The organism is Luteimonas lutimaris (assembly GCF_039537065.1).
In the GTDB taxonomy this organism is placed as follows: domain Bacteria; phylum Pseudomonadota; class Gammaproteobacteria; order Xanthomonadales; family Xanthomonadaceae; genus Luteimonas; species Luteimonas lutimaris.
Window position 1 is genome coordinate 419,146 of sequence record NZ_BAAAZU010000003.1, and the last position, 22,417, is coordinate 441,562.

General features: G+C 68.7%; 17 protein-coding genes. 8 read left to right on the top strand and 9 right to left on the bottom strand.

Features of this window, described 5'->3' with window-relative positions; translation table 11 throughout:
* Window positions 1-12: 12 nt before the first annotated feature.
* Window positions 13-2,901 carry a TonB-dependent receptor plug domain-containing protein gene (locus ABD679_RS03955; protein WP_344758632.1) on the bottom strand — a complete coding sequence of 963 codons (2,889 nt, stop codon included), beginning with the start codon at window positions 2,899-2,901 and terminating at the stop codon, window positions 13-15.
* Between the two features lie 252 nt (window positions 2,902-3,153).
* Between ABD679_RS03955 and ABD679_RS03960 the strand changes: the two genes are divergently transcribed.
* Window positions 3,154-3,951: a DUF1223 domain-containing protein gene (locus ABD679_RS03960; protein ID WP_344758633.1), complete on the top strand. Its 798-nt coding sequence runs from the start codon at window positions 3,154-3,156 to the stop codon at window positions 3,949-3,951.
* A gap of 23 nt (window positions 3,952-3,974) precedes the next feature.
* Here ABD679_RS03960 and ABD679_RS03965 read toward each other — a convergent pair whose 3' ends face one another.
* Window positions 3,975-4,466: a hypothetical protein gene (locus tag ABD679_RS03965; protein WP_344758634.1), complete on the bottom strand. Its 492-nt coding sequence runs from the start codon at window positions 4,464-4,466 to the stop codon at window positions 3,975-3,977.
* Between the two features lie 103 nt (window positions 4,467-4,569).
* The gene (locus ABD679_RS03970) at window positions 4,570-5,079 is read right to left on the bottom strand and encodes a hypothetical protein (RefSeq protein WP_344758635.1); all 510 of its coding nucleotides are present in this window, start codon (window positions 5,077-5,079) and stop codon (window positions 4,570-4,572) included.
* 128 nt (window positions 5,080-5,207) lie between these two features.
* Here ABD679_RS03970 and pdxR point away from each other — a divergent pair, with 128 nt between their 5' ends.
* Window positions 5,208-6,731: a MocR-like pyridoxine biosynthesis transcription factor PdxR gene (gene pdxR, locus ABD679_RS03975; RefSeq protein ID WP_344758636.1), complete on the top strand. Its 1,524-nt coding sequence runs from the start codon at window positions 5,208-5,210 to the stop codon at window positions 6,729-6,731.
* Here pdxR and ABD679_RS03980 read toward each other — a convergent pair.
* Window positions 6,640-7,053 carry a hypothetical protein gene (locus ABD679_RS03980; protein WP_344758637.1) on the bottom strand — a complete coding sequence of 138 codons (414 nt, stop codon included), beginning with the start codon at window positions 7,051-7,053 and terminating at the stop codon, window positions 6,640-6,642. The genes pdxR and ABD679_RS03980 overlap by 92 nt on opposite strands.
* Window positions 7,054-7,209: 156 nt before the next feature.
* On the opposite strand from ABD679_RS03980, the gene sufT reads away from it, so the two are divergent.
* Both sufT and ABD679_RS03990 read left to right on the top strand, forming a co-directional pair.
* Window positions 7,210-7,761 (top strand): putative Fe-S cluster assembly protein SufT, encoded by a 552-nt coding sequence (gene sufT / locus ABD679_RS03985; RefSeq protein ID WP_344758638.1) that lies wholly within the window; start codon window positions 7,210-7,212, stop codon window positions 7,759-7,761.
* Between the two features lie 596 nt (window positions 7,762-8,357).
* Window positions 8,358-10,646 (top strand): M4 family metallopeptidase, encoded by a 2,289-nt coding sequence (locus ABD679_RS03990; RefSeq protein WP_344758639.1) that lies wholly within the window; start codon window positions 8,358-8,360, stop codon window positions 10,644-10,646.
* 188 nt (window positions 10,647-10,834) lie between these two features.
* On the opposite strand, the gene ABD679_RS03995 is transcribed toward ABD679_RS03990, so the two are convergent.
* The gene (locus ABD679_RS03995) at window positions 10,835-12,451 is read right to left on the bottom strand and encodes a tetratricopeptide repeat-containing sulfotransferase family protein (protein ID WP_344758640.1); all 1,617 of its coding nucleotides are present in this window, start codon (window positions 12,449-12,451) and stop codon (window positions 10,835-10,837) included.
* A gap of 718 nt (window positions 12,452-13,169) precedes the next feature.
* Between ABD679_RS03995 and ABD679_RS04000 the strand changes: the two genes are divergently transcribed.
* Complete coding sequence (locus ABD679_RS04000; RefSeq protein ID WP_344758641.1) at window positions 13,170-15,434, top strand: M4 family metallopeptidase; 2,265 nt, start codon at window positions 13,170-13,172, stop codon at window positions 15,432-15,434.
* Between the two features lie 211 nt (window positions 15,435-15,645).
* Window positions 15,646-17,886, top strand: coding sequence for a M20/M25/M40 family metallo-hydrolase (locus tag ABD679_RS04005; RefSeq protein WP_344758642.1), 2,241 nt, complete (start codon window positions 15,646-15,648; stop codon window positions 17,884-17,886).
* Window positions 17,887-18,135: 249 nt separating this feature from the next.
* On the opposite strand, the gene ABD679_RS04010 is transcribed toward ABD679_RS04005, so the two are convergent.
* From ABD679_RS04010 to wrbA, 4 genes are read right to left on the bottom strand one after another with little or no spacing between them, the layout of a single operon-like run.
* Window positions 18,136-18,621: an asparaginase domain-containing protein gene (locus ABD679_RS04010; protein ID WP_344758643.1), complete on the bottom strand. Its 486-nt coding sequence runs from the start codon at window positions 18,619-18,621 to the stop codon at window positions 18,136-18,138.
* Between the two features lies 1 nt (window position 18,622).
* Window positions 18,623-19,360, bottom strand: coding sequence for a hypothetical protein (locus ABD679_RS04015; RefSeq protein WP_344758644.1), 738 nt, complete (start codon window positions 19,358-19,360; stop codon window positions 18,623-18,625).
* Entirely contained in the window at window positions 19,360-19,704 is a 345-nt protein-coding gene (locus tag ABD679_RS04020; RefSeq protein ID WP_344758645.1) for a DUF2069 domain-containing protein, read from the bottom strand. Before ABD679_RS04020 ends, ABD679_RS04015 begins: the two co-directional genes overlap by 1 nt.
* Window positions 19,701-20,291: an NAD(P)H:quinone oxidoreductase gene (gene wrbA, locus ABD679_RS04025; protein WP_344758646.1), complete on the bottom strand. Its 591-nt coding sequence runs from the start codon at window positions 20,289-20,291 to the stop codon at window positions 19,701-19,703. The genes ABD679_RS04020 and wrbA overlap by 4 nt, the downstream gene beginning before the upstream one ends.
* 252 nt (window positions 20,292-20,543) lie before the next feature.
* Here wrbA and ABD679_RS04030 point away from each other — a divergent pair, with 252 nt between their 5' ends.
* Window positions 20,544-21,818: a YihY family inner membrane protein gene (locus ABD679_RS04030; RefSeq protein ID WP_344758647.1), complete on the top strand. Its 1,275-nt coding sequence runs from the start codon at window positions 20,544-20,546 to the stop codon at window positions 21,816-21,818.
* A complete protein-coding gene (locus ABD679_RS04035; RefSeq protein ID WP_344758648.1) occupies window positions 21,815-22,414 on the top strand; it encodes a TlpA family protein disulfide reductase in 600 nt (199 codons plus the stop codon). Before ABD679_RS04030 ends, ABD679_RS04035 begins: the two co-directional genes overlap by 4 nt.
* The last annotated feature ends 3 nt before the right edge of the window (window positions 22,415-22,417 follow it).

A 22,417-nucleotide genomic window follows, 5' to 3' on the forward strand; every position in this document is an offset into this window, starting at 1 on the left:
CGTGGCGCTGCGTCAGAAGCGTTGCTGGTACTTCAGGTACCAGAAGCGACCGATGTCGAAGCCGCCGTAGTAGGCGAAGCTGCTGTTGGGCTGCGAGTACATCTGCGGGCCCATGTGGTCGAAGATGTTGTTGGCGCCCAGCGAGGCGGTGGCGTTCCAGGGCAGCTTGACCGCGAACTGGAGGTCGTGGAACACGTTCGAACCCGTCCGGTTCTGCGGCTGCGGGTTGCCGTAGACATCGACGTGGTCGGGATCACTGCAGGGCTTCCTCGGGTCGGATGCGCATTCTTCCTTCATGCCCGAGTAGTAGCGGGCCATGTAGCTCAGCGAGTAGTCGCCGCGGCTCCAGTCCAGCCCGAAGTTGGAACGCACGCGGAACACGCCGGGAGTTCCGACGAATCCGACGTATCGGGTGTCGGGTTCCTGGTCGGCCCGCTGGTCGAACACGCTGGTGTACGAGGTCTGCCATTTGAGGTTGAACTGCCCGATCGCGAATTCCGGCAATCGGTAGTTGACGCCCAGGTCGTAGCCTTCGGTCTCGATGGTGCCGATGTTCCTCAGGCCGAGGAAGATGGACGTGACCGAGTGGTTGTTCGCACTGCGCTGGATGGTGGCGCAGCGCGACTCGATGTTGTTGAGGTAGCAATCGTTGAGGATCGTCGTCGGGCTTTCGGCGACGATGGCCGAGTCGATCGTGACCTTGTACCAGTCGAGGGTGAAGTCCAGGCCATCGACCCATTTCGGGCTCCAGACGATGCCGGCGGTCTTCGACTCGGCCAGCTCCGCGGTCAGGTCCGGGTTGGACCCGGTCACGAACTGGTTGTTGGTCTGGCACGGAACCGCGGTGCAGGGGATGTTGCCCTGGCCGAGCTGCACGTAGTCGGCGGGTACCCCGTCCTGGGCGCAGCGGGCATTGCCCGCGCCTGCGTAGCCCGCCTGGCAGGGGTCGATGTAGAACGCATAGGTGCCGCCGGTCCCGCCATACAGGTCCTCGATGGACGGCGCGCGGAAGCCCTCGGCGTAGGTGGCGCGGACCAGCAGGCCGTCCATCGGGCGCCAGCGCATCTGGAACTTGTTGTTGACCGTGTTGCCGAAGTTCGAATAGTCCGAATAGCGGCTGGCAACGTTGAACGTCAGTTCCCTGGCGCCGGGCACGTCGGCCAGGACCGGGATCTCGAGTTCGACATAGGCTTCGTCGAGATCGTAGCTGCCGGCCGTGGTGGTCGCCGGCAGGCCCGTGCTCTGGCCCACCTGGTTGACCGCGTCGGGGACGAAGCGGCCCTGCTCGCGACGGTGCTCGACCCCGACCGCGAGGCCCAGGTCGCCGGCAGGCAGGCTGAACAGCGTGCCGGCCAGGTTGGCGGTGTAGTCGGTGGTCCTGGTGGTGCCGTGGTCGTGGTACTCGGGGAACAGGAACTGCTGCAGGGTCGGATTGGCCAGCGACCCGTCGCCGGCTTCGCCGAACGGCAGCAGCGGGTTGAACGGGATGCACTCGCCGGCGCCGAGCGCACCGCCATAGGCGATCGGGTCGGCGGCGGTGCCGCATTCCACGCGTCCGGTTTCGGCGTTGTAGAACGACGGTCCGATCGCGGCCTGCAATGCCGGCAGGTAGGCGTCGCCGTGGTTTTGCTTGTTGTTGGTGTTCTCGTTGGAGAGGAAGCCGACGTCCCAGTTCCACAGGCGGTCCTCGCCGAACTCCAGGGTGCCTTCCAGGCCCAGGGTCACGCGGAAGGTGTCGAGCTGGTTCTCGGTCGTGCGCGGCACTTCCCAGAAGCGGCGGAACCAGGCCTGGTCGTCGCCGGGAGATGGATTGAAGTAGCTGTCGGCGGAGATCAGCCCGTAGTAGTACTGGCCCGGGTAGCCGGCGATCTGCTGGTCGGTGGTGCGGCGGTTGTAGCCGATGTCGGTGGTGAAGCGGATGCTGTCGGAGATGTCGTAGAAGCCGCTGACGAAAAGCGACTTACGCTCGACGCCGGTCTGCACCATCATCTGTTCGTTGGCATTGGCCCGCTCGGCCAGCGTGAGGTCGTGGTAGTTGGCCGGATTGCGCGGATCGGTGCCCCTGTCCAGGGTGCAGTAGCCGGAAGGGCAGGGGCCGCCGACCGGCGCGCCGTCCGCCCCCAGCGGGCCGATCCATACGCCGTTCTGGCTGACCAGGCTCCAGCCGTCGTACGGGATGTCGGGACTGTTGCCGTATTTGGAGAACTCGCGGTCCTTGCCGTAGACCGGATCGTCCTTGGCGTACTCGGCGCTGATGGTGACGCCGCCGCGGTCGTTGCTGGCGCCCATGGTGAGGCTGTAGTTCTGCTTGGCCTCGCCTTCGTCGAACGCACCGACGTAGCCGTTGAACTCGGCGCCTTCGAAGTTGCGGCGGGTGATGACGTTGATCACGCCGGCGATGGCGTCGGAACCGTAGTTCGACGAGGCGCCGTCCTTGAGGACTTCGATGCGCTCGATCGCGGACATCGGCACCTGCCCGAGGTCCTGCAGGCCCGCGGACGAAACGCCAAGGCGCTTGCCGTTGAGCAGCACCAGGGTGCGCTGCGGCCCCAGGTTGCGCAGGTCGACGAAATAGCCACCCACGTCCTCGCCGGACGAGAGCGCCATGGAGCGCGATATCGCGGGCGAGCCGGAAGAGGTGAGGTTCTGCAGGATATCGGCGACCGAGTTGAAGCCCTGCTCTTCGATCTGGGCGCGACTGATGGTGATGATCGGCTGCTCGTTTTCGATTTCCGCGCGCGGGATGCGCGAGCCGGTCACCTCGATGCGGTCGAGCGTGGTGGGCTGGCCCGCTGGCTCCGCGTCCTGCGCGCGGGCGTCCTGCGCAACCGCCAGCGCAAGCGGGGACGCCGCCAGCGCCGCGAGGATCGCGCCGTGAAGCCGGTGGATTTGCAAGGTCATCTCGATCTCCAGGTCTTGGAAAAATGAAGGAAGCCGTCCACCGCGAGCTGGGCGGAGGAGGGACCGGTTCGAAATTACGAATCCTTAACCAGGCGTGCTGCGCGCCCCCGGATGAAAAAGATGTGCCGCGATTGGGGAGTCGACACCGACGCCCGGCGTGCGCCACCGGGCCTTGCAGGAGCGCAAGCGGTGCACATCGCGGGCGGGGCTGCCGCAATACGCTCGCGTGGCTGGCGCAGCCCCGGAGGAACCATGAGTCGACGCGACCCGATGCTTGCAGCCCTGCTGCTCGCGATCGCCGCAACGCCTTGCGCCGCCGGCGCGTGCAAGGTGGAGAGCGGTGCGCAGGTGCTGCCGCTGGTGGAGATCTACACCGCCGAGGGTTGCAACGAATGCCCGCCGGCCGACCGCTGGTTCTCGGCACTCTCGCGCACGACATCGCCAACGCAGGCGGCGCTGCTGGCGTTCCACGTCGACTACTGGGACGAATTCGGCTGGCCGGACCGGTTCGCCGACCACGCCTACAGCCAGCGCCAGGACCTTCGCATCACGCTGGCGAAGCAGAAGGTCACCTACACGCCGCAGGTGATGATCGGCAGCGACGTGCGTGTGAAGTGGCAGGATGCCGCGCGGTTGCGGTCAACGCTCGAGCGCGTGCGTGCGCGGCCCGCGGCGGTCGACCTGGCGCTGGATGTGTCCAGGACGGACGACGCGCTGCACGTCGGCGTCGGCGCGTCGCGCGCGGCCGGGGACGGAGCGGAACCGCTGCTGGTGTGGCTGGCGCTGTACCAGGATGGACTGAGCAGCCGGATCGAGGCCGGCGAAAACAAGGGTGCCGTGCTGGACCACGACCGCGTCGTGCGCGCGCTGGTGGGGCCGTGGCGCATGGATGCGGCGTCGTTGTCCGACGATGTGCAGATCCGCTGGCCGTCGATGGCCGATGCCGCGCACATGGGGCTGGTGCTGTTCGCCGAATCGGGCAGGACCGGAGAAGGCATGCAGGCACTGGCCCTGCCGCTTGATGCCTGCCCGGCGCAGGACCCGGACTGAGCCCGCGGCGGGCGCGCATGACTTCAGGGTGCGTTGCTCGGCACGAGCGCCCGCCGTGCGCCCAGCGCGCAGGGAATGCCGACCAGGACCATGTGGCCGGCGATGTGGGACAGGTTTTCCCAGCGCCACGCCGGCAGCTGGCCGCTGCCGGCATTGGACAGCGGCACCACGACGTAGGTCATCGCCGCGTAGAGCACGAGCCCGTACAGCGCGCCGTATACGGCAGGCCGCAGTACCAGTGCCGGCCGGCGCCGGGCTGCGAGGAAGAAGGCCATCGCCATCGCGATCGCGATGGCGTAGTGCGACGTGGCGCCAAGCAGTGCGGCAGGCACTCCTCCACCGTAGGCCGCGTCGCGCCCGAGCCAGCCGGCGGCCACCGATTGCAGGATCTGCAGCGGCGTGAAGCCCAGCTGGATTCCCCAGAACGTCGATGCGTACACCAGGTCGAGCGTGCCGGCGACGATGCCGGCAAGCGCGACGACGGCGAGCTGCCGGGCGGGAAGGTGGCTTGGCATGGGGCGTTACCTCGGGCTGCGGCGGAGGCGCGATTGGACGCATTCTTCCGCACGCCTGCCAGTTCCAACCCGGCCGCCATGGATGGGGCCAATCCTGTCGCTGCTACCGCCGTCGCGCGCCCGCTGCGCGCGAGAACAGCGCGCATGGAATGCCGACCAGGGTCATGTAGACCACGATGCAGGTCAGGATCCATGCCGGTTCGCCGAGGCTGGCCGGCTTGCCGGCCAGCAGCGAGGCAAGTCCGGCGAAGATCGCGAAATAGGCAACCGCGCCATAGGCCGCACCGCACAGGATCGGCCGCCGCAGCAGGACCGGATGGCGCCTGGCAATGGCGTGGTAGAGCGCCACCACGCCCCACATCAGGTGTCCGTAGACGAGCGCGCCGAGCGTGGCGGTGGCGGCCCCGCCCGAATACGCGGCCGGGCCCAGGAACCAGGCCGCGAAGGTCTGCAGGATCCGGCCCGCGCCCACGCCCTGGGGTGCCCAGTAGGCGATCGCGCAGAGCACGTCGAGGGTGGCGACGGTGTAGCCGCCCAGCAGCAGCCAGGGCAGGGACCGTTGGCGCGCGCGTGCGGCGGGATGCAGGGCGGTGGGTGACAGGGTGATCGGCATGGCGAGTTCCTGCTTTTCCGGCAAATCCGGGGATTGCGACGATTGGCCCTATCAGGAACGACGGAAGTGGCACTATCAAGGGCCAATTGCTGCGATTGAAATGGGGCCAATCCCGGGCGGAGTACGCCATGCACCTGCAACTCGACGGAAACGGACCGCTGCACGCGCAACTGACGCGGGCGCTGAAGGCGGCGATGCGATCGGGCCTGGTGGCCGGCAGCCGGTTGCCGGCGACGCGGCAGTTGGCGCGCGAACTGGGCATGTCCCGGAACACGGTCATGGCCGCCTACGAACAACTGCGGGCCGAGGGCTTCATCGAGGGCCGGGTCGGCTCGGGCAGCTATATCGCCGCGTCGCTGCCGCGCGCGCGGCCTCCGGCGCAGCCGGTGGAAGGCAGTATCGCGCCGCAGTCGGCCTTCGCCAGGCGCATGCGCGAGTGCCACCAGGGCTTCGGCGGGGTCGTCGCCGAAGGCGTGTTGCATGCCTTCCAGTGCGGCGAGCCGATGACCAACCCGATGCTCACCACGGTCTGGGCCCGCGAGCTTTCGCGCGCGGCGCAGTACACGGCGCCCGGATATGCACCGATCCGCGGCCTGCCGGCGCTGCGCGAGGCGACCTGCGATTACCTTGCCCGCCGGCGCGGCGTGCATGCACGGCCCGAGGACGTGCTGATCGTCGCCGGGACCCAGCAGGCGATCGCGCTGATCGCGGACGTGCTGGTCGATCCGGGCGACCTGGTCGCGATCGAGGAGCCGCACTACCCCGCGATCCGCAAGGTGCTGCAGTCGCACGGCGCGCGCATGCACACCACGACGGTGGACCACGAAGGCCTGGTGTGCGCGGCCCTTCCCGAGGGCGGCGCCAAGCTTGTCTGCGTGACGCCGTCGCACCAGTTCCCGACGGGTGCGGTGATGTCGCTGCAGCGACGCATGGAACTGCTCGACTACGCGTCCCGGCACGATGCCTGGATCTTCGAGGACGACTACGACGGCGAGTTCCGCTACGACGGCAAGCCGCTGGCGGCGCTGCGCTCGCTCGACGACCACAACCGCGTGATCTACGTCGGCACCTTCTCCAAGGCGGTGTCGCCGACGATCCGGCTGGGCTACCTGATCATGCCGCCGCAGCTGCAGCGCGACTTCACGTCGGCGAAATGGATGAGCGACTTCTCCTCGCCCGGCGTGGAACAGGCTGCGCTGGCGCAGTTCATCGACAACGGCGGCTTCGAGCGCCACCTGCGGCGCAGTGCCCAGGTGCTGAAGGAGCGCCGCCGGGTGCTCATCGATGGACTGCGCGCCTGCGGCCGCGGGCGCCTGCTGATCGAGGACTCGCGGGCCGGCATGCATTTCGTGGTCTGGTTCCCGGGACGCAGCGATGCCGAGGTGGCGACGCTGGTGGAGCACGCCCGCCGCGCGCGGCTCGGCTTGTATTCGATCGCGCCGCTATACCTGCGTCCCTGTGGCCGCGCCGGGCTGGTGATGGGTTACGGCGGGATGTCCGTCGCCGAGATCGAACAGGCGCTGGTGCTGTTCGAACGCTGCCTCGACGAAATCTTTCCGGTCAGCGCGAAACCGTTGCCGCGACGACCAGCGCAGCGCCCCACCAGGCGAAGTCGGCATGGCCGTTCACGAGCATCGTCAGGGTCCAGATGAAGCCCGGGCCCAGCCGGGTCATCGATTCCCACGGCAGCAGCCCCATGGGCGCGCCCATCTGCATGGCCACGATGCCCCAGTTGGCCAGCGCGATGGCCAGCGCCGTGCCCAGCACCGCCAGCCCCGCGCGCGCCCAGCCGCCGCGCATGCCGCCCAGCCGCAGCATCAGCGCGGCATCCAGCGCGGCCAGCACGGCGATCCAGCTCAGCTGCCCGCTGCCCATGCGCGCGGCCAGGATCCAGGCGGCGGCCATGCCGGCGCTGCCGAGCAGCAGCAGGAACGGGGCGAGCAACGGCATGCGTTGCGGGGAAGAGGCGGGCATCGTGCGGCCGTCGGGACGAAAGCCGGACAGGATACCGCCCGCGCGGCGATACAATGGCGTCCTTGCGTGGCGGCGCACCGCCACCATTTAGGGCCTGTACCGCCGTCGCGCGGAAGCGACCCGCCCGACAGCAACAGACGCAGGCCTTCGAACACCATGTACTCCCGCAGCAGCGAACCCGTCCGCTTCGAACGCGATTGCACCGCCGTCCTGGTCCCGCAGGGCGACGTGGTGACCCTGCCGGCCGGCAGCATCGGCTACATCACCCAGGCGCTCGGCGGCAGCTACACCGTCTTCATCGAGGGCAACCTGTTCCGCATCGCGGGCGAGGACGGCGATGCGATCGGCAAGGAGCCGACCGAGCCGCTGTCGCTGCCCGACGACGCCAGCGACGACGCGGTCGAGAAGCTGGTCTGGCAGCAGCTGCGCACCTGCTTCGACCCCGAGATCCCGATCAACGTGGTCGACCTGGGCCTGGTCTACGAAGCGCAGGTCACCCACCGCGACGACGGCAGCCGGCTGGTGGAAGTGAAGATGACGCTCACCGCGCCCGGCTGCGGCATGGGCGACATCCTCGTCGACGACGTGCGCAGCAAGCTGGAAATGATTCCGACCGTTGCTGAAGCGGACGTCGAACTGGTCTTCGACCCGCCGTGGAACCGCAACATGATGTCGGACTCGGCCAAGCTCGAGACCGGCATGCTGTAGCCCGCCGGTGTGCCCGGTCCCGCCGGCCTCCGCCCAACACCTCCTCAATCCATCCGCTCTCGCGGCAGCGGGGCCCGGGATCGTGCCGGTTCCGTCTGGAATTGTGACTTGAGTCACAAATCATGTAATCGATGCCGGATTATTCCAGCTGAACGCCCGATAAGTTGCCATTTTTCGTCAGTATCGGGACGTGCAGGTCACATGCCGGAATCGCTCCGGCATGGCCATTCCGGCCACCTCGCCAGCCGCCTTCCGCCACCCACCGGGTCCGCGGTGGCCGGTCGGCTCCGGCAACCGGGAGACCTGCGCCATGGGGAGTCGCGGGGCTGATCTCCAGACGGGTTCCGCGCCTGGTTCCATTTATTCGTTGAAGGAGGTTCGTGCGGCAAGAAGCTGCGGGGGGCATCGGCACTCCATCGCGCCCAAGGGTCCCGAGGGACCGCGGGCGCCCGGTGCGGGCCGGCCCAGGACAGCAGCAAGGGTGTGCCGGCCGCGGGGGGTGGCCGGCACAGCCGTTGGAGAACAAGGGAAGACCGGCCAGCCGGCCGGCCGTTTGTCGAACTTATGCGTGTCGAACTTATCGGGAGACCCACAGAGTGACTAACTCCAAGAAGCGTTCCCTGGCGCTGGTGGCATTGACGCCACTCGCACTCGCCTGCATGGCGATGTCGGCCCAGGCCGCCACCCGCGTCAACCTGCACCAGCAGGATGTTTCCGCCATCAACAGCCAGTACGCCAACGCCAGCGTCGCGATCGGCGTGAGCAAGCAGGCCAGCGTCCGCCATGCGGAGATGCTGGGCCTGGGGACGGACTCGGCGCTGTCGTTGATCGGCAGCCATACCAACGCCAACGGCGTGCGCAACAGCCGTTACGTGCAGACCTTCCAGGGCGTACCGGTCTACGGCGAGCACGTGATCGTCAGCGAGGACGCCAGCGGCCAGGTCCGCACGCTGTTCGGCAGCAAGGTCGACGGCCTCGACCAGGACCTGCCGTCGATGACGGCGCGGATCAGCAGCGCCCAGGCGCTGACCTCGGCCAAGCGCGCCGCGCTCGGCAGCCGCCTGCTCGGCCTCAAGGTGCAGGGCGAGAAGAGCCGCCAGGTCATCTTCGTCGGCGACGACGGCCGCGCGCGCCTGGCCTGGGAGGTGTCGTTCTTCGCCGATGCCCCGCAGGGCGGTTCGCCGACCAGCCCCAAGGTCATCGTCGATGCCGCCAGCGGCGCGATCCTCAAGCAGTTCGACGCGCTGAAGAACGCCGAGATCGGCACCGGCCCCGGTGGCAACGAGAAGACCGGGCAGTACGAGTACGGCACGGACTTCGGCTTCCTCGACGTGCAGGAAAACGGCACCGACTGCACGATGGACAGCGAGAAGGTCACCACGGTCAACCTCAACCATGGCACCAGCGGCTCCACGCCGTGGACCTACACCTGCCCGCGCAACACGGTGGAGGAAATCAACGGCGCGTACTCGCCGCTCAACGACGCCCATTACTTCGGCCACGTCGTGTTCGACATGTACAGCGACTACCTCGAGACCTCGCCGCTGACCAACAAGGTGACGCTCAAGGTGCATTACAGCACCAACTACGAGAACGCCTTCTGGGAGCCGGCCACGCAGACGATGTACTTCGGCGACGGCTTCAACACGTTCTACCCGCTGGTGAGCCTGGACGTGCTTGCGCACGAGGTCTCGCACGGCTTCACCGAGCAGAACTCCGACCTGGAGTACTCGCTGCAGCCGGGCGGCATCAATGAGGCGTTCTCCGACATGGCCGGCGAGGCCGCGGAGTTCTTCTTCAAGGGCGAGAACGACTTCCTGATCGGCGGCGAGATCTTCAAGGCGCCGGGCGAAGCATTGCGCTACATGGAAGACCCGACCCTCGACGGCATCTCCATCGGCAGCGCCAACGACTACTACGACGGCCTCAACGTCCACTATTCGTCGGGCGTCTACAACAAGGCCTTCTACCTGCTGGCCACCAGCGATGGCTGGGACACCTACAAGGCCTTCATGGCCTTCGCCGTGGCCAACCGGGACTACTGGTCCCCGAGCACCAACTTCTACGACGGCGCCTGCGGCGTCGAGACGGCCGCCGAGGACCTGGGCTACGCCAAGGCCGACGTGACCGCGGCGTTCGCCGGCGTCGACGTCGAGTGCGGCGGCGGCCCGCCGCCCGACCCGGATCCGGTCGCGCTGGAGAACGGCGTGCCGGTGACGGGCCTGGAGATCGGGACCAACCACGCGCTGCGCTACACGCTGGACGTGCCGGCGGGTGCGTCGAACCTGAGCTTCACCATCTCCGGTGGCACGGGCGACGCGGACCTGTACGTCAAGTTCGGCGAGGAAGCCACGGACACGGTGTACGACTGCCGTCCGTACAAGTCCGGCAATTCGGAAGTGTGCGAGTTCCCGACCCCGTCGGAAGGCACCTACTACGTCCGGGTCAAGGCGTACCAGGCGTACAGCGGCGTGACCCTGGTCGGCGAGTACGAAGGCGATGACGGCGACCCGGGCGATCCGGGCGACCCGCCGGACGACGAAGTCCAGACCTACGACAACGACACCGACTTCGTGATCAACGACTACGGTTCGGTCCGCAGCCCGGTCGAAGTGTCCGGTCGCACCGGCAGCGGCCTGGCCGAAACGCAGGTGAGCGTGGACATCTCGCACACCTACATCGGCGACCTCAAGGTCGACCTGATCGCCCCGGACGGCAGCGTGTACGTGCTGCACAACCGCACCGGCGGCAGCTCGAACGACATCGACATGACCTACACCGTCGACCTGTCGGGCGAGAGCCTCAACGGCGAATGGAACCTGCGCGTGAAGGACAACGGCAGGGGCGACACCGGCACGCTCAATGGCTGGAGCGTGACGTTCTGACCGTGCCCGGTCCCGGCCGCGTGCCGGGACCGGAGTCGGATGGAAGCACGGAAGCAGGGGGCAGGACGCCGACGGGCAGGGACGTCGACCGGTAAGGATGCCAACAGCAGGAAGCACGCACGGGCGGGGCATTGTCCCCGCCCGTTTTTTTCGGCCGGTTGCCGGGTGTCTGGTGCCGGGAAGAGGCGTCAGGTGCCGGACAGGCCGGCGCGGGCCAGCGCGGCGCGCAGGGGGGCGAGCAGTTCGCCGTAGCCGTCGACGCGCCCGGTATCGGCCGCGAGCGGCTGCCTGACCTGCGCGGCGCTGGCGGTGCGCACGCTGCGGCGGGCTTCGTGGAAGCGCAGGCACGCCGGGTCGAAGGCCAGCCCGCAGGCGTCGAGCAGTGCGCGGATGACGCCTTCCGGGTCGCGCAGCAGGGCTTCGTAGGATTGCAGGTGGACGTGGCCCGGGTCGCGTTCGCGCCACGTGTCCATCGCCCGCTGGCAGTCGCGGATGAAGGCGGCGATGTCGTCGAAGTCGCAGGAAAAATGCGGCAGGCGGTAGAAGTGCTGTTTGTAGCAGGACCACGCGGTTTCGAGCGGGTCGCGGCGCGTCTCGATCACCGTCGCACCGGGCAGCATCGCGCGCAGCACGCCGGCGTGCAGCCAGTTCTCCGGCATCTTGTCGGTGAAGCGCGGGCACCGTTCGCGCCAGCGCGCGGTGCGTTCCAGGTATTCGCCTCCCAGCCGCCGCCAGTCGCCGGCGGTGGCCTGCGCGACCCACGCGGGGAAGGGCTGCCCGCGCCGCGTCGATTCCCCGCGCAGCACCAGTTCCAGGTCCGGCAGTTCGCTCGCCCCCTCGACTTCGGGGTGCGCGGCGAGGATCTGTTCGAACAGCGTCGAGCCCGAGCGCGGCATGCCGACGATGAAGATCGCTTCGCGCCCGGGCAACGGCTCGACCGGCGCGGGCAGGTGCGCCGTGGCGGCGATGATCGCGTCCACGCGCGCGCCGAAGGCGCCCGCGTCCCACGGCGCTTCGCGCCGCAGCCGTCCGTTGGCCGACTGCAGGGCGGCCAGGGCCTCGGCGTGGCGGCCGTGGTCCTCGCAGGCCTTGCCCAGCGCGTAGCCCATCGCCACGCGGTCGGGCTCGCCGATGTCGGCGCGGTCGTGATTGAGTGCCAGCTGCTCGCGGTCTTCCTCCGACAGCGGCCGTGTCTTCAGGTTGGCCAGCCCGCGCCAGGCGTCGCCGCAGGCCGGATTGCGCCACAGCGCCTCGCGGTATTGCGCGTCGGCCTCGTCGAGGCGGCCGGCGTGCACCAGCGCGTCGGCCAGCAGGATGCGCGCGGGGATGAAGTCCGGCGCGAGCCCGGCCGCCTGCGAGAGCAGCTCGATCGCCGCGTCGGTCCGACCCTCCAGCTGCAGGCTGCGGCCCAGGTTGTAGGGCGGCATCGGGTGCGCCGGCGCCAGCGCGGCGGCGCTGCGCCAGCTCGCGCGTGCGCCCTCCCGGTCGCCGCAGCGCTGCTGCGCATTGCCCAGATCGATCAGCACCAGGGCGTCGCCCGGGCGTCGCTCCAGCGAGCGCTGCAGGGCGTCGCGCGCCAGTTCGTGGCGGCCGCCCACGGCATGCGCGATGCCCGCCAGGCGCAGGGCCTCGGGGTGGTCCGGGGTGCCGGCGAGGACCCGGCCGGCCTGCTGTAGCGCCGTGTCCGCATCACCGCGCTGCAGCGCCTGCAGCGCGGCCTGCACGTGCGCCACGGCGCTGGCCGGGAGCCCGGCCAGGCGCGGATCGGCCGCAGGGGCGCCGGGAGTCGTTGTCTGTTGCGTCATCGGGAGGCCTGACGGGAAAGCCCCGATGGTAAGCGCCATGCGGCGCCGAGGGCGGCCGATCCGGATCGCCCCCGGCCGCGGCCGTTTTGCGGCAAACCTTGGCGGCATCTGCCGGGCAGCGGTTCCGGAATAGTTCCGGATGTAACCGTCTACATTCCATATTTGTGATTAATGTCACTATTGATCGCCGAAAAATGCTGCGGTTGCAGCGTGAATCGCTTCTGAACTGTCCGATATTGTCGATTAAGGACGCATTGCGTCATGCGTCCTCATTTCCCGGCGGACAGGGAGTTCGACACGGTCCGCCGGCTTGCCGGTCACGGCGATCCTTCCAGGCATGAGGCTGTCGATGTCGGGTCACTCCAGCGTTGCATCCCACCTCCGCGTGCCGGCCGCCAGGCCGGACTGCGCGGAGGCAGGCGCGGCGCGGAGACCCTGGCCAGGTCCCGGAAGGCCGCGCGTGGCGGCCGCGTCGACAGCATCGTCGGCGCGCCTTGCCGGAATTTCGTCGGACGCACCAACGATCGATACCTGAAGAAGCTGCAGGGAGCCCGGAGCCAGCGGACGGGGGGCCGTCGTCGCCGGTGGGCCGGGTCCCGCACAAGCAGTGCTCCAGCCGGATGCGGGAGGGACGGGCAAGCCCGCACCGGTGCAGTTGGAAACAAGAACGGCCGCCATGAGGCGGCCGGCCATCCAACCATTCGGGAGAAAACCAATCGTGACCCATTCCACCAAGCACCCGCTCGGTCTGTACGTCGTGACACCGCTGGCGCTCGCGCTTGCGGCCGTGTCGGCGCAGGCCGCGACCCGCGTCAACCTGCAGAAGCAGGACGTGGCAGCCATCAACAGCCAGTACGCACAGGCCAGCACGGCCATCGGCGTCAGCAAGCAGGCCAACCTGCGCCACGCCGAGATGCTCGACCTCGGCAGCGATTCGGCGCTGAACGTGATCAGCGCCCGCCAGATCGAGGACGGCGCGCGCAACTACCGCTACGAGCAAACATGGCACGGCATCCCGGTGTACGGCGAGCATATCGTCGTCAGCGAGGACGCCAACGGCCAGGTGCGCGCGATGTTCGGCCGCAAGATCGCAGGCCTGGAGAGCGAACTCCCGGCCACGATCGCGCCGAAGCTGACCAGTGACCAGGCCCTGGCCACCGCCAAGCGCGCAACGCTCGGCAGCCGCCTGCTGGCGATGCACGTCGAGCGCGAGGAAAGCCGGCAGATGGTCTACGTCGACGACAACGACCGCGCGCACCTGGCGTACGTGGTCACGTTCTTCGCCGACGCCGCCAACGGAGGCAGCCCGACCCGGCCGGTGGTGATCATCGACGCCAACAGCGGCCGCATCCTCAAGCAGTACGAGAACCTGCAGAATGCCGAGATCGGCACCGGCCCCGGCGGCAACCAGAAGACCGGCCAGTACGAATACGGCACCGATTACGGCTATCTCGACGTGGCGCAGAGCGGCAACAACTGCACCATGGACAATTCCGTGGTCAAGACGGTGAACCTCAACCACGGCACCAGCGGCAGCACCGCGTTCTCGTACACCTGCCCGCGCAACACGGTGAAGTCGATCAACGGCGCCTACTCGCCGCTCAACGACGCGCACTACTTCGGCAAGGTCATCTTCGACATGTACGACGCCTACGTCGGCTCGTCGCCGCTGACCTTCAAGCTGACGATGAAGGTGCACTACAGCAACAACTACGAGAACGCGTTCTGGGACGGCTCGTCGATGACCTTCGGCGACGGCCGCAACACGTTCTACCCGCTGGTCAGCCTGGACGTGTCCTCGCACGAGGTCTCGCACGGCTACACCGAACAGAACTCCGGCCTGAACTATTCCGGCCAGCCCGGCGGCATCAACGAAGCGTTCTCGGACATGGCCGGCGAGGCCGCCGAGTACTTCTTCAACGGCGGCAGCAACGACTTCCTGGTCGGCGCGCAGATCTTCAAGGGCAATGGCGCGCTGCGCTACATGGCCAACCCGCCGCAGGATGGCGCCTCGATCGGCCACGCCGACGACTACTACAACGGCCTGGACGTGCATTACTCGTCGGGCGTGTACAACAAGGCGTTCTATCTGCTGGCCAACAAGAGCGGCTGGAACACGCAGAAGGCATTCCAGGCCTTCGCCCGCGCCAACCGCGACTACTGGACGCCGAGCACCAACTTCGACGACGGCGCGTGCGGCGTCGAGGAAGCCGCGAGCGACCTGGGCTTCACCGTCGCCGACGTGACTTCGGCGTTCGCCGGCGTCGGCGTCAGCTGCGACGGCGATACCGGCCCGGGTCCGGGTCCCGGTACCGTTGTCCTGAGCAAGGGCGTCCCGGTGACCGGCCAGTCCGGTTCGTCCGGCACGTCGCTGTCCTATACGCTGGCCGTCCCTGCCGGCGCGTCGAACCTGGTGTTCACGATGTCGGGCGGCAGCGGCGACGCCGACCTGTACGTGAAGTTCGGCAGCGCGCCAACCGACAACTCCTGGGACTGCCGTCCGTACAAGGCCGGCAACAGCGAGAGCTGCACGTTCGCCGCACCGTCGGCGGGTACCTACTACGTGCGGATCAAGGGCTACTCGGCGTTCTCGGGCGTGAGCCTGGTCGGTGACTACTCCACCGGAAGCGGTGGCGGCGGAACCCAGACCTACAGCAACTCGACCGACTACACGATCTACGACTACGCCACCGTCAACAGCCCGATTACGGTGTCCGGCCGCAGCGGCAAGGCGTCGACGAGTAGCTCGGTGAGCGTGGACATCAAACACACCTACATCGGCGACCTGAAGGTGGACCTGGTCGCGCCGGACGGCAGTGTGTACGGGATCCACAACCGCACCGGTGGCAGCGCCGACAACATCATCGGCACCTATACCGGCGACCTGTCGAGCGAAAACCTCAACGGCACGTGGAAGCTGCGCGTGACCGACTATGCCGGCGGTGATACCGGCAAGATCGACAGCTGGAGCATCACGTTCTGACCAGCAGTGCAGGGGCCCCGGTCGAAGGACCGGGGCCCCGTTTCCGCGCAAGCGGGCCTGGCGGCCGGCGGGGCAGGATGCCCGCCGGTCGGCACGGTCCGCTTTCCGTGCTTTCCGGTCCGGGCTTTTCCGGCGCCGGACGCTTTGCATCTCCGTCCCCGAACAACCCGGTCTGCCGCGCCGCGCGGCTGGCCGCCAAGGAGCAACCCCGATGAAACCGCATTCCCTGCTCGCCGGCCTGCTCGCCGGCGCGCTGCTGTCCGGCGCGCCCGCCGTGCACGCCGGCGCATCCCCGCACGACCACCACGCGGATGAAACCGCCGCGCTGGCGCGGCAGTCCGATCCGTTCGCGCCGGTCTACATCGTCGCCTCGCGCGACACCTGGCGCGGCGGCCTGCAGGCGATCGCCGGCGACGGCGTCGAACGCCGCGACAGCGTCGGTACCCCGCTGGTACTGGCGCGCGTCCAGGCCCACCAGCTCGGCGAGGTGAGCGAGTTCGTGCACGTGCACGAGAAGCGCTGCGGGGGCTACTTCGCATTCCCGACCCTCGCAGAGGCGGAGGCGTTCATCGCCGCCGACCGTTCCGCGCTGGCACGCAACGCGGTGTTCCTCGCCGATTACACGGTCGACAACCAGGCCACGGTCGGCCCGTGGTTGCCGCAGGTGAGCGAGGAGAACATCCACGCCACCATCGAGCACCTGTCGACGGCGTGGCCCAACCGCTACTACAGCAGCACCCACGGCAAGGCAGCAGCCGAATGGATCCGCGACACCTGGCTGTCGCTGGCCGATGGCCGCAACGACGTGAGCGCCGAACTGTTCACCGGCTGCAGCGACTGCTCGACCCAGCCATCGGTGATCCTGACCGTGCAGGGCGCCGAACTGCCCGACGAAGTCGTGGTGCTCGGCGGCCACCTGGACTCGATCTCCTGGTCCGGCAGCGGCGACAACATGGACGCGCCGGGCGCCGACGACGACGCCTCCGGCATCGCCACGCTCACCGAGGTGCTCCGCGTCGCGCTCGCCAGCGGCTGGCAGCCCAGGCGCACGGTGAAGTTCATGGGCTACGCCGCCGAGGAAGTCGGCCTGCGCGGCTCGAACGCCATCGCACAATCGTTCCAGGACCAGGGCGTCAACGTGGTCGGCGTGCTGCAGCTGGACATGACCAACTACGCGGTCGGCGCCAGCGGCGACATGCAGCTGATCACCGACTACAGCAACGCCGGGCTGCAGCAGTTCGTGCGCGACGTGTTCGACGAGTACCTCGCGCCGCTGGGCCTGACCCGCAGTACCTACACCTGCGGCTATGCGTGTTCGGACCATGCCTCGTGGACCAGCGCCGGCTTCCCGTCGACGATGATGTTCGAGGCCGGTTTCAACAACGACATCCACACGCCGGACGACACCCTGGCCAACATGGGCGACACCGCCGCGCCGAGCGTGCCGCTGGCCAAACTGGGCCTGGGCTTCCTCGGCGAGCTGGCCAAGAGTGCCGGTGGCGGCAGCGACGAAAACGTGCCGCCGGTGGCCGACTTCAGCGCCGTCCCGGACGGGCTGTCGGTGGTGTTCACCGATGCGTCGAGCGACAGCGACGGTAACATCGCGACGCGCGACTGGGACTTCGGCGACGGCGGCACGTCGGCCGACGCGAACCCGGTCCACACCTACGCCGCGCCCGGCACCTATGACGTCACACTGACGGTGACCGACGATGACGGCGCCAGCGACAGCAGGACCGTGGCGGTGACGGTCAGCGGCGGCGACACCGGTGGCGGCGTTCTCGAAAAAGGCGTGCCGCAGGACGGGCTGTCCGGCGCGGCCGGGCAATCGCTGGACTTCACCATGGAGGTGCCGGCGGGCGCGGCGAACCTGGTGTTCACCCTGTCCGGTGGCAGCGGCGATGCCGACCTGTACGTGCGCTTCGGCAGCGCGCCGACCGACAGCGCCTACGACTGCCGCCCCTACAAGTCCGGCAACGCCGAGAGCTGCAGCTTCGCGTCGCCGTCGGCCGGGACCTGGCACGTGCGGATCAAGGGCTACTCGGCGTTCTCGGGCGTGAGCCTGGTCGGCGACTACGCCGCCGGTGGCGGTGGTGACGACGGCGGCGGCATGCAGACGTATGCCAATGACACCGCTTACGCGATCGACGACTACGCCACGGTGTTCAGCCCGGTCACGGTGTCCGGCCGCAGCGGCCAGGCGCCGGCCGACGCGCAGGTCGACGTCGATATCCGCCACACCTACACCGGCGACCTGCGGGTCGACCTGGTGGCGCCGGACGGCAGCACCTACCTGCTGCACAACCGCAGCGGCGGCAGTACCGACAACCTGGTGCGCAGCTACAGCATCGACCTGTCGGCCGAAGATCTCGACGGCACCTGGAAGCTGCGCGTCACCGACCGCGGCAAGGGCGACACCGGCACGCTCGTCGGCTGGAGCGTGACGTTCTGACAGGGCGCGGCCGCCTGGCCGCAGGGAACGCAACGGCCGGGGCCAAGGCCCCGGCCGTTGTCTTTCGGGCCGGGCCCGCGGTTCCGCCGGCTGCCCGCCGCGTGCAAGCGGTGCGCAAGCGACCACCAGCACATCGGACATGGCGGCTGGGCGGCCGCTTCCAGTGGGTTGCCCCGGCAATAGGCCGAGGAAGAAGGAGATTCCGGCGCGCGCCGGGGCCTCCAGGCTGCCGGATTGACCCGTGCGGCGTCAGACCGCCTCGAACCTGTTCGCGTCCACGTTCTTGCGCACCTTGAGCGGGTCCCAGATGCGGCCGTTCATGGCGATGTGGACGCCGCCGGGCAGCGATTGCACCGCGCCGACCGCGCAGCCGATGTTGAACTCGGCGTCCGAGCCGCGGAAGCGCGCGGGGTTGAGCGCGCCGGTCAGCACGATGGTCTTGCCGGGGATCGAAGCGAGCACCTTCGCCGTCTCCACCATCGTGTCGGTGCCGTGCGTGACCAGCACGTGCCGCGCCGGCTGCGCGGCGATGGTGGCACGCAGCAGCTCTCGGTCGTTGGCGTTGATGTGCAGCGAGTCCTTGCGGATGATCGGGATCACCCGGAACCGGAACGCCACACCCAGCTCTTCCAGGATGCGTCCGATCTGCGGCTCGCCGACCTGGTAGTCGGACTTGTCGTCGAAGTACACCTTGTCGATCGTGCCGCCGGTGGTGACGACGAGAAGCTCTTCCATTTCACTGCTCCTGCCGGCGCGCTTCCGCGCCTGGCGTGGGGTCCGGGGGTTTGAGGCGGTAGTCCTTGTCATAGACCTCGCACAGAGTTTCGAGCGCAGGCGAGGGCGGGGCAACCGCCTGCCAATTATCGCCGCTGCCGCGCAGGAAGACGCAATCGAAACCCTCCTCGTCCATGATGGCGCCGACCTTTACCATGAGGTCCATGGTGTCGTATTCCCCCAACGGCAAGGTGTGGTTTCCTCCGAGGTTCCAGAGGTGGTACTCCCAGGCGCAGCAACTCGCGCGACCGCTTTCCACCAGCCAGCCATCACGCGTGAAGAGCTCCGAATAGCCACCGCTGAACAGGTGGACGAGCTTGCCCGCGTCCGGGTCGACAGCGTAGACATCGCCTTCGCAATTCGGCCCCGCGCCGCAGGAGCCGGTGACCTCGATTTCGTGCATGCCGTCGTCGCCCAGGTCGATGATCCGGGCGCCGCCTGTCAATGCGTATTCGCCGGGCTGCTCCAGTTCCATGCGGTCGCAGCGCCGGCCGTTGGCGCAGTCCAGCGTGACCACGTGGCGGCGCAGGTCCGGCGTGGGGCATTCGGTTGCCAGTGCCAGGACGCTGCCGTCGCTGTTGCGGACCTGTTCGACGGGCCGCGGCGAGCAGTAGCCGTCCCCCGCGTCCGCATCGACCTGCGCCTGCGCCGGGGCCATGACGGACAGCAGGAGGAGCAGGACGCACGCGCGCATCGTCATCAGCGGCGCCCGAACCGTGCCTGCAGCCCCGGCCAGCTGCCGGCCACGATGACCACCAGCGACAGCGCGATCTCCGCCCAGGCCCAGCCGGCGTCGGTGCGGTGGCTCCAGGCGATCATCACCCCGTGCGAGAACCAGAACAGGCCGAGCACGCCGGCCCAGAACGCGGCCTTCGACGCCGTGGCGCCGCCGCGCAGCACGCCGGCCAGCGCCAGCAGCGGGGGCAGGGCGAACACCAGCATCGCCGCCAGCCGGTGGCGGTCGTCGTGGAACCAGGTTGCGTACAGCACCGACAGCGCGAGCAGCGCCGCCGCCAGCACGATCCGCGAGCGTGGCGCGCTCATGCAAGCTTCGCCGCGATGGTGGCCACGCGCCGGCCCAGGGCGCGCGCCAGCTGTGCTTCTTCGTCGCTGGGCTGCGGGTCGTCCTGCAGGCCGGCGACGTGGCTGGCGCCGTACGGCGTGCCGCCGCTGCGGGTGGTGTTGAGCGCGGACTCGATGAACGGAATGCCGGCGACCAGGCAGCCGTGATGCAGCAGCGGCAGCAGCATGGTCAGCAGGGTCGACTCCTGGCCGCCGTGCATGGTGGCGGTGGAGGTGAACGCCGCCGCCGGTTTGCCCACCAGCGTGCCGCTGGCCCACTGCGCGCCGAGGCCGTCGATGAAGTGCTTGAGCGGCGCGGCCATGTTGCCGAAGCGGGTGGGGCTGCCGATCAGCACGCCGGCGCATTCATCAAGGTCGGCCGGCTGCACGTAGGGTGCGCCGTCCTCGGGCACCGGCGGCGCGGCGACCTGGGTAACCGCCGACACCGGCGGCACCGTACGCAGGCGCGCGGACATGCCGTCGACTTCGCCGACGCCGCGGGCGACGTGCCGGGCGAGCCTGGCGACCGAGCCGCCGCGGCTGTAGTAGAGAACGAGGATGTCGGGCATGGCGTTCGTCGCGGCGTGCAATGCCGCACATTGTCGCAGGTAGCAGGCCTTCCAGCCCCTCCCGCCTGCGGGAGAGGGAGGCGCAGCGCCGGGGGCCTGCTTTTCACGGCGACCCGGCGTGCCCACCCCAAACCCCCTCCCGAGTCGCAGGAGAGGGGCCATGACCGCTTCGCGGGTGAGGTCTGAAGCGGAATGCAAATCAAGCCCGGGCAGCGCCGTCCCCTGCCACCACCCTTTGCTACCCTTCGCCCGATGGAGCCCCTCGACACCCTGTACCGCTGGAGCGAACGCCTCCGTGACCGCGCGCGGACGGGAACGTTTCTGCGCTTCCTGTGGCGCCGCTTCCTCGACGACCGGCTGTTCGAATCGGCCGGCGCGCTGTCGTTCACGATGGTGTTCGCGCTGGTGCCGCTGTCGATGGTGGTGTTCGGCGTGCTGTCGGTGTTCCCGGCGTTCAACGACTGGAGCGACCGGCTCAGCGACTACATCTTCTCCAACTTCGTACCGGGCTCGGCGCGCGCCATCGAGGGCTACCTGCGCGAGTTCTCGCAGAACACCGACAAGCTCACCGCGGTCGGCGTGGTCGCGCTGGTGGTGTCGCTGCTGGTCACCCTGGTGAGCGTGGAGGCCACGTTCAACAAGATCTGGCGGGTGAAGACGGCGCGGCCCAAGTTCAGCCGCTTCCTCGTCTACTGGACGGTGCTGACCCTCGGTGCGCTGGTGGCCACGGCCAGCCTGGCGCTGTCGACGCGCTTCTTCGCGCTGGGCATCTTCAAGACCGCTTCCGGGCAGTGGCTCGAAGGCGTGCTGTTGCAGATGGCGCCGATGCTGATCGAGCTGATGGCGTTCACCGCGATCTACCGCGTGGTCCCGCACCGCACCGTGCAGTGGCGCCATGCGATCGCCGGCGCCGCGCTGGCGGTGGTTCTGCTGGAGTTCGTCAAGTGGGGCATCGGCCTGTACCTGGGCAGCTTCGGCGCCTACGCGAAGATCTACCAGAAGCTCGCCTTCGTGCCGATCTTCCTGCTGTGGATCTACTTCGGCTGGATCTCGATCCTGCTCGGCGCGTCGTTCGCCTCGTCGATCTCCGCGTTCCGCTACCAGCCCGCGTCGATGCGGCTGCCGGTCGGGCACGAGATCTATGGCCTGCTGCGGATGCTCGGCCGCTTCGCGATGGCGCGCCAGGCCGGCAAGGGCCTGCACAGCGACGAGATTCAGGACAAGGAGCCGATGCTCACCGACGCGCTGGTGCAGCAGATGCTGGCGCAGCTGGGCGAGATCGGCCTGGTCACGCGCGCCGAATCCGGCGAGTGGCTGCTGGCGCGCGACCTGGACGACCTGTCGCTGGCCGAGCTCTACGAAGCCTGCAACCTGCGCATCCCGATCAACGAAGCGCACCTGCCCTGCCGCGACGACGCGCTGGGCCAGAACGCCATCCGCACGCTCGACGACCTGCGCATCCCGCTGCGCGAACTGCTCAAGCGCCGCGTCTCCAGCCTGTACGAACTGCCCGGTGAACCGCCATGAACCTCCGCCACCTGATTGCCCTGTGCCTCGCCGTCGCCGTGCTCGGCGGCTGCAAGCGCCCGGCCGACGAGCCCGCCGCTGTCGCGCCGCCCGCCAAGCCGGCAACCGAAACGCCTGCCGCCCCGGCCGATGCTCCTGCGGCGGCACAGGACGACGCGGTCGTGGAAATGCCCGCGCTCAGCGTCGTGACCGTCGACGGCAAGGCCTACGACCTCGCCGACCATCGCGGCAACTGGGTGGTGGTGAACTTCTGGGCGACCTGGTGCGCGCCGTGCCTGAAGGAGATGCCGGAGCTGTCCGCGCTCGACGCCATGCGCGAGCACATCGAAGTGGTCGGCCTGGCCTACGAGGACATCGAGCCGAAGGAGCTGCGCGCCTTCCTCGAAAAACACCCGGTGGTGTATCCGGTCGCGATCATCGACGTCTACGATCCGCCGGCCGACTTCGCCACGCCGCGCGGCCTGCCGATGACCTACCTGATCGCGCCTGACGGGCGGGTCGCCAAGCGCTTCCTCGGCCCGGTGACGGCGCATGACATCGAGGCCGCCATCGCCGCGGCCGGCGGCCCTGCGGTGACGGGCGAAGCGCAGGGCTGACCC